This is a genomic window from Nostoc sp. C052, from assembly GCF_013393905.1.
Taxonomy (GTDB): Bacteria; Cyanobacteriota; Cyanobacteriia; order Cyanobacteriales; family Nostocaceae; genus Nostoc.
The window spans coordinates 106,954-122,842 of record NZ_CP040276.1; the positions used below are offsets into that span (position 1 = coordinate 106,954).

The window sequence follows — 15,889 nt, forward strand, 5'->3', positions numbered from 1 at the left end:
GTGATCTATTTACTCTATAAATAGCCTTTCATTAATGGGAATATAAATTATAAATTCTGTTCCTTTTCCTAAAGCAGAATTAACTTCAATTTTACCCCCATGTATTTCTTCCACAATTTGCTGTGCGATCGCTAGTCCTAATCCTGTGCCTTTTCCCACTCCTTTCGTAGTAAATAAATGGTCAAATATGCGTGCTTTTACATTTTCGTTTATTCCTGTACCATTATCAGAAATTGATATTCTTAAGGTATTATTTTCACTAATAGCTCTCACTCTAATTTTATGTGGATTTAGCTTAAAATGCTCAAAGGTCTGACCTATACTTGACTCATCTAAAGCATCAATAGCATTAGCTAAAATATTCATAAATACTTGATTTAATTGTCCTGGAAAACACTCGATTGGCTGTAATTTTTCGTATTCAGTTACAACTATAATTTCTGGACGTTGCTCATTCGCTTTCAGGCGATGTTTGAGAATTAAAATTGTACTGTCAATGCCTTCATTGATGTTAAATGGCACTTTATAATCTTTATCGCCCCGGGAGAAAGTTCTTAAGCTGGTGCTGATATTTTTTAATCGCTCAGAAGCGATAAGCATTGCGTCAACCATGTTTGGCATATCTTCTAAGCTATAGTCTAAGTCAATTTCTTCAGCATGGTCGAGAATTTCTACTTCCGGATTAGGTAGAGCTTTTTGATATAATTTTAGGTGTTCAGTGATATCAGCCAAGATAGGTTTAGCTTGTTGAAGACTAGTAGAAATAAAGCCGAGGGGATTGTTCATTTCGTGAGCTACTCCAGCAACTAAGTTACCTAGTGCAGACATTTTTTCATGTTGTATCATTTGCAGTTGGGCTTGTTGCAGTTCTTGCAGAGCATTTTCCAGTTCTTGAGATTTTTGCTTAACAGCAGCTTCACCAAGTTTGCGATCGCTAATATCAATTAGCATTCCATCCCATACCATTTCACCATCCTCGGCGCGTTCTGGCTGAGAAGCAGCTTTTACCCACTTGATATTCCCATTGGGTGTAACAATGCGCCACTCATGCTGAAATGGGGTAAGATTTTGTGCTGACTCAACGACTGCGCGAAAGGCCTCTGCTCCATCATCGGGATGTTCAAAATCACGTAGGCTACATTTCCCTGACAGGAAATCTTCTGCTGGGACTCCGTAAAGAGTTTGACACCCAGAACTGACGTAGGGTACTGAAGCTGAACCATCGGCTTTAATTCGGATCTGATAAATCATACCAGGAACATTATCTGCTAGTTTCTGAAAGCGGGCTTCACTGAGCCGTAATTGTTCTAGAGATTGTTCTAACTTTTGAGTATAAATTTGTGCATCTTCATAAAGACGGGCGTTTTCTAGAGAAATGGCGGCTTGGGTACAAAGAAAGTTGAGAATCAGGATGCGATCGCTTGTAAATACACTACTAGTAGAACGATTCTTTAAATACAAAATTCCAATTAAGCGTCCTTGATTGAGAATTGGCAAGCACAACAAACTCTTTGGTTGTCGTTGAATTAAATACTCATCAATTACAGGTAAATTGGTTTTGAGTTCGTCAATCATCACAATTTCTTCGGTGTTTTTGACGTACTGAATCAACTTAATTGGTAAGTTAGGGTTGCCCTCTAAAGGTTCGGCACAAAGTTCTGTATTTTCCGGTGTAGCAATGGCTCTTACCAACCATTTTCCTTGAGTATTAGGTAGGATTAAAGCACAACGTTCGCCCCCAGAATGTTGCAGAATAATTTGTGTTAATCTGTGCAGTAGTTCGTCTAGTTGAATCGTGCCGGAAATGGCTTGAGAGGCTTTGAGGATAGCAGCAAAATCAAAGCTACTAATGTCAGTGCTAGAAGAACGACCCAAATGAGTGGAATTATGAACCGAGAGCGGGCGACTAACGCTGCTCGATATCGTTTCTAGCATTTGCAGTGATTGTACTCTCTGCTGGAGAATAACGCGTAGTAAATCGGGATAGCGGTTTTCCAAATCCTCGGTTTTGGCTTTTGCGCCCCAACGAGCGTAGCAGTAGTACGCCTCCTGCATATAGCCTGCTGCCACCTTCTGTTTGCCCCAACTTAGATAAAATTTAGCGGCCAGTTCATTACTGAGTGCTTCATCTTGCAGATAACCATGTGTTTTGGCTTGGGCAATAGCTAAATCGTAATGTTCCATCGCCTCAGTAAATTGACCAAGCACTCGATAGCGTTCTGCTGCTACAAGTTGCCAACGATGTTGATGATTGAATGGAGCATGAGTAGCCCAAATTTGTAGTTTTTCTTGATGGGTATTGATTCGCTCTAAAATGGCTGATTGTTCTTGGGCATTAACATCGGTGTAGCGTGCTAGATGAATTAAAGCATCATAAAAAACTCGGACAACTACAACGAAATAGCCAGTTACAGCATTACTATACTGTTCTGCTAAGGCTGCTTGTTCTGAGGCTGCTTGGTATTCTCCGAACAAACAACAGAGAACAGCTTGATTGAGATGAAGATAGAATAACCCTGTGCGATTACTGGCAGCTTGGAAGCTGGGTAAGATTTGGGCGGCATTGAAGACTTTCCCCTGTAAACAATAGGGAACTTCCGCTTCTCCTAATAAATTTAGAATCGCTTGCTGGTAGCATTCATAATATTTTATCGTTGCTTCTTGTTTGACCTGGCTGATAACTTGCTGATGAATTTCCATTTCCTGTGCCAAATCATTTAATTCTCGACCACTCCAATAGCTACACTGGCTATATGATACTAAGTTCAACGCTACGCATACCCAATCTCCGGTTTCTAAGCCGCTCTGATAAGCTTCTAGTAAATATGGGATACTGTGATTTAATGGTTCTTTCCAGTGCCGAATAAAGCTGTTGACAATAAAGTAAGCTCTGCTTTTAAAAGCGTTAATCTGGTGTTGTTCTAGTAACTTTAATGAAAGTCGTCCAAACTCATACCCAGCGTCAATATCTCCAATCAAACCACAAAGAGTTACTCCGTAGTCTGCATAGGAAAAAATGGCAATAGATGAATTGCCAAACTGGATAGCCATCTCCACTTGCTTGGATGTGAGTAGTGGTAACAGTGTCGGTTTAGCAATGTACGCAGAGGAGACTAGTGTAGTCATTATTTGCATGGCTGCAAGTTGATGCGGATCGCTCATCGCAGGCAAATCCAGCAAACTTAGGGGTGCGCGCCCCATCCATAGTTGCCTTGTCTGTTGGACTGCTGCGCTAATATCTGCCATCATTGGCTGTTCGGGAAATTCCACACCGAGTAATTTCAACACTTGCAATCCAGTCTCAATTACTTTGGCAAATTGACCTTGAGACCGGAATGCCGTCATTCGGGTTTCATAGACTTTGATAGTATCAAGCAAAGAGCTAGCAGATTGCAACACAACATTACCCCATCCTGCCAGCTTCTCAAAGTCTCTATTGAGGCAGGCAGCTTCTAAACGCTCATTATGCAGATTCAGGGTTAATCTGTAATGTTCTGTCCAGGCATCAAAGGGCAGTAAGTCAATACCTTGGGTACAATATTTGACAGCAGCATTATAGGCGATCGCTGCTTTGGCTTTGCGCCCCGCCAGCAAATTCAGTTGTGCTAACTCCAGTTTTTTGTCAAGCTGAGTTATCAAATCAATGCCTATATTCAAGTGATTGACAATTTCAAAGATATTGTCTAGTTGAGTTGCAGGGGTGTTAGCGTGCAATAATTGACCGATCGCCAAATGAGTAGCTTGTTTTTGGTCTTCGGGAATTAAACAATAAGCAGCTTGTTGGACGCGATCATGCAGAAAGCGATAAACAACTTTTTCGATATTGTTAGTATTAGCTTCTTGCTCATGGCTGAGATAGAACTTATAAACTTGACTTTGCGGTAAAATTAATCCTTCCTGTAAAGCCTTCCATAAAGCATCTGCCACTTTCTGTGGCGACTGTTGTGAAACAATTGCCAAAGTAGTAAGATCAAAATAATTACCAATACAAGCAGCTAACTTCAAGATATTTTGCGTTTGCTGAGGCAATTTCTGTAACTGAGTAGCCATAAATTCCACCACATCATCAGTCACAGATAGCGCATTGACTTGAGCAAAATCGCATTCCCAGTAACCTTGCTCGTGATTAAATTTAATTTGTTTATCTTCGTATAAAGCTTTGAGAAACTGTGTGATAAAAAAAGGATTGCCTTTAGTTTTACGATTAATTAATTCTGTTAGGGGACGTGATATCTGTGTCGTACAATGTAAAGTATCAGAAACTAGCTGATTGGTATCACTCAAGTCAAGAGGGGCAAGAGTAATAGTATTAATAGTCTTACCAGTTTTCTTAAGTTCCTCTATCTTCAACATAAATGGATGTACGGCTGACACTTCATTATCTCGATAAGCACCTAACAAAAGCAGATATTTTTGATTCTCCGTCAGCAGTTTAATTAACTGTAGAGAAGCCAAATCTGCCCACTGTAAATCATCCAGAAACATCACTAATGGATGTTCCCTTGTGGTGAAGACAGCAATAAACTTTTGAAAGAGTAAATTAAACAGATTTTGTACCGCCGTTCCTGATAGTTCTGGTGCAGGTGGTTGTTTACCAATTACCTGTTCTAATTCTGGAATTACTTCAATCAAAACTTGCCCATTGTCTCCAATAACTTGAAGAATTTGATTGCGCCACTGTACCAATTGTGCGTCTGATTCTGACAACAATTGTGCCATTAAGTCGCGTAAAGCTTGCACAAATGCGGATAAGGGAATATTACGATTGAATTGGTCAAACTTACCTTTAATGAAATAACCCTGCTGACGGGTAATTGGTTTGTGGACTTCATTCACGACAGCAGTTTTCCCAATTCCCGAAAATCCTGCCACCAGCATCATTTCCGATGTGCCATTGGCGACGCGCTCAAATGCTTGTAATAAGCTAGCTACTTCTGCTTCTCTGCCATATAACTTTTCCGGGATGAGGAAGCCAGCGCATACATCCCACTGACCGATTTCAAAATCTCTAATTTCTCCTGTATTTTGGATTTGGGTTAAACAAAGTTCTAAATCATGCTTTAATCCCAAGGCATTTTGATATCTATCTTCGGCGTTTTTCGCCATTAATTTCATGACAATATTCCATAAGACTTTTGGTATTTCTTTACTTCTACCTTCTAGCTGCGATGGCATTTTTGCCAGATGACAATGCACCAATTCCATCGGGTCATCACAATTAAATGGTAACTTTCCCGTGAATATTTCATACAATGTTACACCCAGAGAATAATAATCACTGCGGTAGTCAATGCCACGGTTCATTCTGCCTGTTTGTTCTGGGGAAATATAGCTGAGAGTTCCTTCTAAAACATTTGGACTTTTAATTTCTTGGGTTTCTTTAGGTAGTAATGAAGCAATACTAAAGTCAATGAGTCGAATTTGTTTTGTTTGGGGATGAATCAGAATATTTGCTGGTTTAATATCTTTATGAATAATGCGACTTTCGTGTAAGTCATGGATAATACGTACTAGTTGAATAGCAATATTTAAAACTTCTACTAAGGATAAACTTGAGTTGTTAATGTATTCTCTTAAAGAAATTTCTCCGTTATCTGCCATCACCAAAATATAACTATTGCCATAGGTTTCTAGCGATAAGGGATGAATAATTCCAGCAATGTTGAGATTTTTACTGATTGTATACTGATGGCGAAATTGTAATAATTCGTTAAAACTGGGATACTCTAAGGTCAGAAGTTTAATAACGACTGGAAGTTGGTCTGATTGGCGGATCGCTCGATACACGTTGGTTCTAGAGCCAGCATACAGTTGAGAGTTAATTTGATATCCTGGAATGATGGGGATACAGTTCATAGTCGCCATCTATACATACCTTATGACAGAATTTTGTTTTCCCTGCTGACATTAGTATTCCCATCAACTTGATGTTATATAACGCTATCGAGAGGAATTGATGGTTGTTTTCGGGAAAATCAATGCTTTTTGGTCAGAAGCAAATCATCACCGCAATGAATTAACTCAAATTATTCAGGGCAGTGGATAGTGAAAAAGGAGTACGATTTTCTCTATCAGTAATTCATGCGCTCGACGACAGGGGGCGTTTACACAGAGAACAAAGACGCAAAATAGTCCCTCATAACAATTCGCTGCTTTTCCCAATTCGCAATCCCAGAAATTTATACTAAGTTGAAGTCAAAGATATTAACTTCAGTAGATCGAAAAGATTTCTAGAAGTCTTACAAATTGCTCATTTGAGCCAGTGTATAAAATTCGCTTGAATCCTCTTATAATCTGCTGTTCGAGTAATTCTGTTGTCAATTAACTCTGCTGCGATGGTGTACCCGCCCTTTCCAGTGGCGATCGCAAATGAACGCTTGTGTTAGTCCCAAACCATCGGCTAAAATCCTTATTATTCCGCCAACTTACCAAAGTTTTCGATCTACTGAAAGTCGCTACAGCAGTAGCCGTGTATTGTTAATTTTCGTGTGCTGCTTGATTGTTATTCATTTTCCCCTTTCCTAACTAGGGGTTGCTGAAAAAGTGATAAAAAAGCCAGAGAAGGATTAATTAGTTATTCAAGCAAGGAACAAACATAAGTTTTTCTTGCGTGTAAATAGTAAAATCATAAGCCCTAATAATATTAGAGCGGAAAAAAGATGTAGTTTTCAAAAATAGACACAAAAAAGCGCTAAATAACCATGACAGATGAGTAGATAGATTCATCACTAAAAAAGTAATAGCAATTACAGTTTCCGAAGTATGAGAAAGTTTCGCCATCACTCTATTCAGGCTGAATCTTCTTTTAGCTTGTCCAAACTTTCCCTCAATAGAATTACGAATCCTTTCGTCTTCTAAAGCTTGCTTCTTTTTTTCCTTACTAATAGTCTTCTGAGGTCTACCTAAAGGAGAACCACTAATTCTAATACCTCGTTCTTTGCACCAAGCTCGATTCTCCCTTGTCCGATAAATTTTATCAACATGAACGGACTCTGGATAATACCCAGTGTAATTTTTAAATGATTCTACTTGTGTTTTCAAATCTCCTGATTCATTAAAGTTATCCCAACTAATATGGTCTAAAAATGCATATCCATCAAAGCAACTAGCAGACAGTTTAGCCCCAAATTCCACGGCTTTACCCGCTTTTCCTCGGACAATTGGACGGATATGTGGTTGGCTTAAACTTACAATCCGGTCATCAATGCTCTGCTTTTTATTTTCATACAACCATAATTGTTGACGATAGAGTTCTGTGACTACAAGCAACATCTTATATTGCCTGTTAGCTAAATTTTCTAGAGTTGCCCCTAACAAGATTAACTGCTCAATATGTGAGAAATTTCTTTTAATATACTGAAGTTGTTTTCTTATCGCTTTCGTTCTTTCTTTCTGTGATACACGGCGTTTTTTAGCTACTTCTAAGTAGTCACGTCTGGCGATTTCACGATAAGTTCTCGGCTTTTTCTCTAATTGACCCTTTATCTGTTCATAAAGAGAGTCTATAATTTTTTCTGTTTGCTTTCTGGCTTGATTTAGTAGCTCTAAATCTGTCGGATAGCTGATATCACTGGGCGCACAAGTAGCATCTAATATTAACTTACCGCGATTTTTTGGCTTATTACCTTCTTTTCCTGATTCTTCGGTTTTTTTTTCAGCCTCTTGAGAAGATGTTGTTTCTAGCATCTTCTTCACCATTTGTTGATTCACTTTGTTGACCAATTCAGCACTAATTCTTTCACGAAAATGTACTAGCATTGATGCGTCAAATGTCGTCTCATTACTATAAGACGACATCCCTATAAAATACTGTAAATAAGGGTTTTCTTTAATTTGTTCTACTGTTTCCCTGTCGCTTATCCCTAGCTTTTCTTTGATTATTAATGCCCCTAATGCCATCCGAAATGATTTTGCGGGTGCTCCCATCTCTGGAGAAAACAATGAAGAATATTCTGATTCAAATTCTTTCCAGGGGATTAAATTAGCCATCATTACCCAACGATTATCTTCCGATAACTTTCCCTCAAATGGAAGTTCAAACTTTTCCACTGCAATTGGAGTTGATTCTTCTTTTCGGTACATAGTTACTTTGGATACACTATCTTCAGTCTGAGCAGTATGATGCAAGGATTTTGGGCTATTTTACCTTCAAATCTTGCACCGAAATATACTTCTTTGGTCTGAAAATCTAGATACTGCCACCTTTTGTTTTTTTCAGCAACCCCTAACTAGGGGTAGTAATGCTAGATTTTCTGCAATACTTTAGAGTGATTTATGAATAAAGGCGAATTAGTGGATGTTGTAGCAGCAAAGACCAACATCACAAAAAAGCAAGCTGATGAAATCATCAGTGCTTTTTTGTCAGTCGTTACTGAGGCTGTAGCGAATGGGGATAAGGTAACGCTGGTAGGCTTTGGCTCATTCGAGCGAAAGGAACGCTCCGAACGTGAAGGGCTGAATCCAAAAACTAAAGAGAAAATTACGATTCCAGCTACCAGAATACCTGCATTTTCTGCTGGCAAGGCGTTTAAAGAAAAAGTAGCGCCATAGATGAATTGCTTTATCACTAGCAATCCAATCACTGCAAAGCTGTAGCGTTCGCTGTTCTCAAGGCAGCGTGGGGCAACGTTAGAGGGAACGTGAGTGTTGAATTGCAGATGTTACACAAGCGGGATCGCTGTGTTGATTTTGGGCATTTTAAAGTAGCGTTTACTCAATATTGCCATGTTTAAAGGATTCGGTGGCCGTCAGAAAAAATCGGTACTTGAGGACAATGAACTGACCACAGGGATTGTTCAGCATCCAGTTACGGGACTTTGGTAGACATGGATATCATTTACAGGTAATGATATTCAATGTATTACCGCCCATAATCAGCGAGATGATGCTGACCGGGTAGCGAAACAGATTGCTGATGCTTGGAGTGAAGGGAAATATAAAACTCAGGAAGAGGTAACAGCTTTTATCCAATCACTGCCTACTGATGCTGTCATAGACCCATTGCCCCAAAATATTGTGATTCAATTAAGTCAACAGGCATTAAGCGCAAGGAAGTAGTTAGAGCGATAGCTACGCCAACGTCTGCGATGAACGCTCTAAACAGTATCATCCATCCATCCGCACTCTGGATTTTGACAGTCCCAATGCACCCGTGCTGACCAGTCTCGGTCAAATTCAGCACTACACCGGGGGCATCTACCTGTAAACATCGGATGCCAGTCAAGTAACTCCAGTTTTTGCTGTTGTGTCCACCGCTGTTGTGGTTGCAGTATTAATTCACCGTTGTAGTAGCTTGCCCCCTCCGGTTGCCATAGCTCCTCTGCTTCGGCGTTGGGGTCAAGTCGAAAGTCCAAGCAGCTCTCACCCTCTACCCCATCAGGGTGAACGACACAGACGAGGTGGGGGTTATGTGAATAGAGGAGACAGTTATCGCACTGGAGGAAGTTTCGGCATAGTACCAGTTTACTGCTTTATCACAAGCGATCGCTTGGTTGAAATTGGGAATCCTAAAAAAAGCTTTGAGTGATTTTTAGTACAAATGGTTTTTAAATTTCGATCAAATTAAATCCTGGTGATGTGCTTCAAAAAAGATGAACTCGTTTTCATCCCAGTCGAGATGAAGGGTAAGACGAATTTTGTCAGGGTCTACTCTTTCAACGCTTTTACCGCGCCAACAGTTAGCGCCTGTTAGCTGCCTGTCGAAAGACTCTGTAGAAATCTCTGCTATGGCTGCGCTTGATGCCGCATTCTTAACTGTGCTGACTGAAGTAGGAATTTTCTGCTTTTTCTCATCAACTAAAAATAATCTGTATTCAGGCGGGATCTGAGCAAGGCTGACAAAATACTTGATGATTTCTGGTACAGCTTGTTGAATGGTAAGGCGATCTCTATCAAGTATGACCAGATGCTCCTCTACTTTTGGGTACGAAAACAACCGATCGCACACAGCAATATTGGTTTGTCTAATTCCTGAAATATTTAAACTTTTTTGCAGGTATCGGATACTATTTATAATTCTGTGCTGAAGATAAATTTCAATGCCAAAGCTTGAATAAAATTCTTCACCTATATTTTCAAAGGCTTGGTCTTGTTGCCGCACTTTAGTAAAGTTATACCAAGCTTGAGGATCAGACATAATCCGGCAAATCATTACTTCATCTTCAGCACTACCCTCCAGTCCAGCTATCGCCAAGTAAACTTGCTTGTTTAGTAATGAAGGGTAAGTGAATTTGTGGCGGTTAGGGGATTTCATGTGAACACAGTCCAAAAGCAGCGAGGATAACCCTTCGGTAGTGAACAGATGAGGGTTATCTTGTAGGAGGAGTTGAAAAACTGGTACTTGATTATACATATTTAATTTTAGGGCAATATGATGGAGCTAGCACATTGTTTAATAGCCAGCATTGTAGTTTTTATCTAGTCAAATATACTTGAATTAATATTTTTAGAAATACATAACTTTTGGGTTTAAATCTAATTTATATTGCTTTTAAATAGCTTCAAATTCTTTACTTAGTGATAAATTTCAGGAATGCCACTACAAGGCTATTCTTGCCTAACTTTTGAAAATTCTCTAAGTTAGACGTGGCTATCCTTTGCAGAAGGGCTAGTTAGGGCAATCGCGCTCTTGTGCGGGGAGCGATCGCTTCTAGTTCTTTATAAAAAGCTTCATCACATTGCTCCTATCAAATCACTTATTTCTCAGCTTCCTGCTAAGTCGCGCCATAGCACACATTCAATAGTGAATCTGTCAAGTGAATATCACAAACTATGATGCTCGTTAATTTTGGTAGGGAGTTGTCTGTTTTTAGTGCATTTTTGGTTCTTCATTACCACTATCTATTATTTTTAGACCTCTCTTGGTAGCTTTACGTCTTTGATCACCTAATGGCTCAACTTTTTCGCTTTCAGGCAGCTTGCTCAAGCAATGCTCAAACAGAATTTTCTCTACATAAGCATTTACACTTTCATTGGCTTGATTTGCTAAATCTACCAATTGATCCGTTACCCAACTATCAAGCCTGTAAGTTGTTGCAATACGCCTTCTTGCGGTCATGTCTAAAGCTGCACTGTACATTTTCTCCCTCAATTGCAACACAACCACACTATACCTACAATCACTGACTAATAGCAATACAATAACAATACAAAATATTGATGTAACTGGGAGTAATCATAAGTATACTATATTGCTATTGTATTGCACAAACATTGAGGAGCGAGTATATTATTTTTAAGGGCAAAGGAAAACTAGCTGATTTCCCCCTCGAACCTAAAGGGTTCGCAAAATCAAACCAAACCAAATTAAGTTAACGTTCCAAGTCAAAACATAGTCTAGAGACATGATCACCGGGGTATAGCACAAGCTCTATTGAGTGGGTAAAGAAGCCTGGAGAAGCAATCAACGGACACACAGCCATTTTGAGCAAGCCTTTTATTAAAAACAGAAGCAATCGCCTGAGTGTAGTGGCTGGCAAATAATACTATTGAAGCCGTCGGTTGCGTGACGCACTATGTCTTTTGCTTAGTAGCTCTAAGTACTGGTTAGCAGCAAGAAAAATGAGGCTTCGCCAATTCTAGATTGAGAGTGTTGTGCAAGCACAACAAACTTACCAATAAAAATAGGACGATCGCTGCGTCTGGAAAACTTGCGATCGCCCCTATGCCCTCACTTATTAAATAAGAGGCAATTTATAATGATGACACAAAGTTTAGCCCCTACGCCAACAAAAGATCCACTAACCACACAGGATCGCCAAATCATTGCAACCATCGTCAATCAGTCGGACTACTCCAAAAACTGCAAGCCCAAAGATGTAGTAACTATCTGGATCAACAGTGATGATATTGTGTGGGTAAAAATGACCCACGGTTATGCTCGATACCATAAAAAATCTTTCAAACGCGCTGTTGCAGAGGTAAAAGCGAGTCTTTCTGCTCCAGTAGAGCGCAATCATAAGGAAGATGAGGAATTGAAACAAGCTTCTGAGAAAATTGGCTTGTTAGGTGATTGTGACTGGCTATCGTTAAGCGTCCAATACCATTCTGATAAAGTAATCGGTCATGCTGGTTGTTATATCTCTCACAAGCCTCAACTATTAACCCCATCGGCTGAATGGGATTTTACACTGCCGAAGTGGAATATGCCTGCTGCCATCTGTCCAGACTGTGGTGGGCATGGGTGCGGTAACTGCTCGTATCGCGGGACTCGTGCAGAAGACTTGTGCGAATCAGTAGACGGCTATCGACTGACCTATGTAGGACGCACTGACCTTCAGACGGCTCACAACGTATATCTAGATGGTGAGTTCTTAGGAATTGTCTTCAAGGTCAGAAACGTTGATGAATTATGGGAAAACGACCCTAATACTTACTATTGGCGCTGTGGCGATGGAGTACGGTATTGGAGCATAAAAGAGGCTGTAGAGGTGCTATCCAGGGCAACTGCTCCGATTGAACTGCCGCAAGTTCGTCGGGAGTTGGTAGCGGCGTAAGTGAAATAGTAGGCGTGACCGAAATCTACATCGGTCACGCCTGCTGTTTCGAGAAGTCTACGGCTTCGCCAATGCGAAAGTGAAATGCTTTTGGTAAAAATAAATGAACCCTCAAGAAAATGCTGAATTACTATCTGCACTGATGCGTCAGGAAGAATTGCTCAAGCAGTTAGTCGCAGCAATCAATAAACCAAAACTGGGATTGCACTCTGAAGCTGGCAATTGCAAAATCTACTGCAATCGTCAGCACGGAGGATTGTGGTACACACTCAATGGTGAACCGAGTGATGTCCCTCAAACTGCCTTAACTGGATATCTTAAAGAACTACGGTTTGAGAATACAGAACGCCGCAAAAAAGAAACCTGCAAGTTACTGATAACTATTCAAGCAGACCGGACGTATATTTTAGAATCCGGTTATGATACTCATTTTTCTAAAAGCTTGTTAACCGCGATCGCAACTCTTACTCCAGAACAACTATATTCTCCGATTACACTACAGCCTACTCCAGGGACGACAGATGAAAGCGTCTTATTCTGTCGGGTATGGGTTGGGTCGGAATTAGTCATGGCATCCTACAACGAAGAAACGAACTGGCGTGAGGTCAGTAAACAGGCGATTGTTGTTACAAAAGCTGCTCTTGAAATGGCATTTTAGTCCTAAAGATGAAGTAAGGCAGGTAAATCCTGCCTTGTGCGTCACTAAAATCAGCTTCATTTCATGAATCTAACATTGCACATCTGATTGACAAAGACATTACCGACTTATGTCGAAATTGTGACTGCTAAAAGTTGTAACAAGAGCTTGGGGGACTGTAGTTATGAGTAACTCAAGCTTTGTCTACAGCTAATATGTGCTGTTTACCTATTCACAAATAATCAAAGATGACTATAACAATTGTTCAGCCCAATATCGAAAACTTACAACAGTTTTCTGCGCGCTGATGCTGTTGGCGAAATATTTCTTTACATTTGAAAACCTTACAAATGCTAAAGCGAACAGAGGAATAAGGAAAATGGGATGATGTTAATCAACAAGCATCTACCATCACCTGCGGTGAAGGAGGAATTGAGTGATTCAACCGCAATCCATAGACCCCATCCCAGAAGAAACAGTGCGTGTGGCTCGTGCCGCTTTCCCAAAAGGCAATCTATACATGACCATGAGGGATGAAATCGGTACTCTCTACAACGACCAAGATTTTGAAGACCTGTTTCCAACACTTGGGCAACCCGCTTTTAGTCCTTGGCGGTTAGCTTTGGTCTGCGTGATGCAATATATTGAAGACATGACTGACAGACAAGCAGCAGATGCAGTTCGCAGTAGAATTGATTGGAAGTATGCACTTTCTCTAGAATTGACAGACCCAGGCTTTGATTTTAGTGTACTTTGCGAATTCAGAGTCCGCTTAATTTCTGGAAGTGCCGAACAAAAATTACTGGATATCTTGTTAAAACAATTTAAAGAAAAAGGAATTATCAAAGACAGAGGAAAACAACGTACCGATTCAACCCATGTACTAGCAGCAATTCGCAACTTGAATCGCCTGGAAAGCGTAGCTGAAACTTTGCGTGCAGCATTAAACGCAGTGGCAACAGTTGCCCCAGAATGGTTGCGCTCATGGGTTCCCCATGATTGGTTTGAACGTTACGGACGTGCGTTAGAAGAGTACCGTTTACCTAAAGGAGTTGCGGCTCGATATAAATTAGCTGAAACTATTGGTAATGATGGTATGCGGCTATTAATAGCCATATACGAACAAGAAACGACACCTCAATGGCTGTGGCAAATACCAGCAATAGAAATTCTCCGCCAAACTTGGGTGCATCAATACTATATAGATTATACAAATCTAAAAGACGATGAACCTGGTAAATTATGTTGGCGTAGCGCAACAGACTTACCTCCGGCAGGCCAGCATTTTGACTCTCCTTATGATACTGATGCCCGTTACGGTAACAAACGCACCACAACCTGGACTGGTTATAAGGTACACATTACGGAAACTTGTGATGCTAACGATGTGCATTTAATTACAAATGTGGAGACGACCCCAGCCCACCTGTCCGATGTAGACCAAACACAACCAATTCATTTATCTCTGGAAGCCAAAAGCTTATCTCCAAAAGAACATATTGTAGATGCAGGATACGTAGATAGTGAATTACTGGTAAAAAGTAAAATTGATTTTGATATAGAACTTATTGGCCCAGTACGCCCAAATGTTAGCTGGCAAGCGAAAACGCCTGGTGGGTATGACCTAAGCAAGTTTACAGTTGACTGGTCAGCAAAAACAGTTACGTGTCCTCAAGGACAAAAAAGCACAACTTGGACTCCTTCGATTGACCCTTGGGGGAATTCAGGAATTAATGTCAAATTTCCTGCCAAAACCTGCCGAATGTGTAATTTCAGACACTTATGTGTCAAGTCAAAAAGTGAAAGTGAGCCAAGAAAATTAAGATTGCGCCCACAACAAGAACACCAGATCCTTCAAACTATCCGCAAACAGCAGGATACTGATGAGTGGAAAGAGCGTTATAACACCCGTGCTGGTGTTGAAGGAACTTTATCACAAGCAATAAATGCTTTCGGTTTACGGCAAGCACGTTACCGCAATCTACCAAAAGTCCGGTTACAACACCAAATCACAGCTATTGCTATCAATGTTGTTCGCATGGTGTCTTGGTTAAATGGTATACCCCACGCTATAACCAGAATCTCGCGGTTTGCCGCACTCGCTGTCACATAAAGACAGCAAACACCTATAGCGTTATCAAAATCTCTCCATGTAATACACGGTTGATTTCGAGTAGAGTTGTTCTCTACAATATCCGTGTATTACATGGAAAGAAGACTTATGAAAAAAATGAAAAGGGATATTCAAGGTAAGTTTGCGCTCAAGAACGATGACTATCGTGAAGTACGTTCTTTGAGACTGACAGACAATACTTGGAAAAAATTAGGTATTGCGTCTGAATGTTTAGGATTAACCAGAGCTGATTATCTGGAGGAAATAATTAACAGAGAATTCTCACCATGTAATACATGGAAAGACTCAGCATCTATTCCAGGTATTACACGGAATGATGAAGAATTAAACAGACTCAAAGCACAAGTCCAGTATCTTCAAAAAGAAAATTCCGCACACCAGGAACGCTCTGCCGTTACTTTTGTTTATGACATTGTGGATTTTGAAGCGATACGCGATCGCATTTTATTTGAATTGAAGTTGGGGCGGCAGGCTTCTGGTTATAAAGCCGCCCAAAAAGCCTTAAATACAATGATTGCAGAACTAAAACTTTTGGTTGACAGTTTCTAAATCACCCAAAAAAGCTGTTTCCAAGGGTATACTCCGTGAGTAGAGATTTTATTTTTGGTCTTAACTGTTGAATTT

At 40.3% G+C, this 15,889-nt stretch carries 10 protein-coding genes; 5 read left to right on the forward strand and 5 right to left on the reverse strand.

The features are described 5' to 3' along the window. Positions 1 to 9: 9 nt before the first annotated feature. Entirely contained in the window at positions 10 to 5,865 is a 5,856-nt protein-coding gene (locus FD723_RS37920; RefSeq protein ID WP_179070320.1) for an AAA family ATPase, read from the reverse strand. A gap of 705 nt (positions 5,866 to 6,570) precedes the next feature. Then, positions 6,571 to 8,082, reverse strand: a complete 1,512-nt coding sequence (locus FD723_RS37925) for an IS5 family transposase (RefSeq protein WP_179065334.1) — start codon at positions 8,080 to 8,082, stop codon at positions 6,571 to 6,573. A gap of 192 nt (positions 8,083 to 8,274) precedes the next feature. Here FD723_RS37925 and FD723_RS37930 point away from each other — a divergent pair, with 192 nt between their 5' ends. Continuing rightward, positions 8,275 to 8,550: an HU family DNA-binding protein gene (locus FD723_RS37930; protein ID WP_179070321.1), complete on the forward strand. Its 276-nt coding sequence runs from the start codon at positions 8,275 to 8,277 to the stop codon at positions 8,548 to 8,550. A 545-nt stretch (positions 8,551 to 9,095) separates the two neighbouring features. Here FD723_RS37930 and FD723_RS37935 read toward each other — a convergent pair. From FD723_RS37935 to FD723_RS37945, 3 genes are all read right to left on the reverse strand, one after another. After that, complete coding sequence (locus FD723_RS37935; RefSeq protein ID WP_306297056.1) at positions 9,096 to 9,353, reverse strand: hypothetical protein; 258 nt, start codon at positions 9,351 to 9,353, stop codon at positions 9,096 to 9,098. Positions 9,354 to 9,556: 203 nt separating this feature from the next. After that, on the reverse strand, positions 9,557 to 10,351 hold the full coding sequence (locus tag FD723_RS37940; protein ID WP_218651880.1) for a hypothetical protein: 795 nt from the start codon (positions 10,349 to 10,351) through the stop codon (positions 9,557 to 9,559). Positions 10,352 to 10,807: 456 nt separating this feature from the next. Beyond that, positions 10,808 to 11,077, reverse strand: coding sequence for a hypothetical protein (locus FD723_RS37945; protein WP_179070323.1), 270 nt, complete (start codon positions 11,075 to 11,077; stop codon positions 10,808 to 10,810). A 619-nt stretch (positions 11,078 to 11,696) separates the two neighbouring features. Between FD723_RS37945 and FD723_RS37950 the strand changes: the two genes are divergently transcribed. From FD723_RS37950 to FD723_RS37965, 4 genes are all read left to right on the forward strand, one after another. Further along, positions 11,697 to 12,494, forward strand: a complete 798-nt coding sequence (locus tag FD723_RS37950) for a hypothetical protein (RefSeq protein ID WP_179070324.1) — start codon at positions 11,697 to 11,699, stop codon at positions 12,492 to 12,494. Positions 12,495 to 12,597: 103 nt separating this feature from the next. Further along, entirely contained in the window at positions 12,598 to 13,152 is a 555-nt protein-coding gene (locus FD723_RS37955) for a hypothetical protein (RefSeq protein ID WP_179070325.1), read from the forward strand. Between the two features lie 418 nt (positions 13,153 to 13,570). Beyond that, a complete protein-coding gene (locus FD723_RS37960) occupies positions 13,571 to 15,244 on the forward strand; it encodes an IS1182 family transposase (RefSeq protein ID WP_179070440.1) in 1,674 nt (557 codons plus the stop codon). Between the two features lie 108 nt (positions 15,245 to 15,352). Beyond that, positions 15,353 to 15,814: a hypothetical protein gene (locus FD723_RS37965; protein ID WP_306297057.1), complete on the forward strand. Its 462-nt coding sequence runs from the start codon at positions 15,353 to 15,355 to the stop codon at positions 15,812 to 15,814. The last annotated feature ends 75 nt before the right edge of the window (positions 15,815 to 15,889 follow it).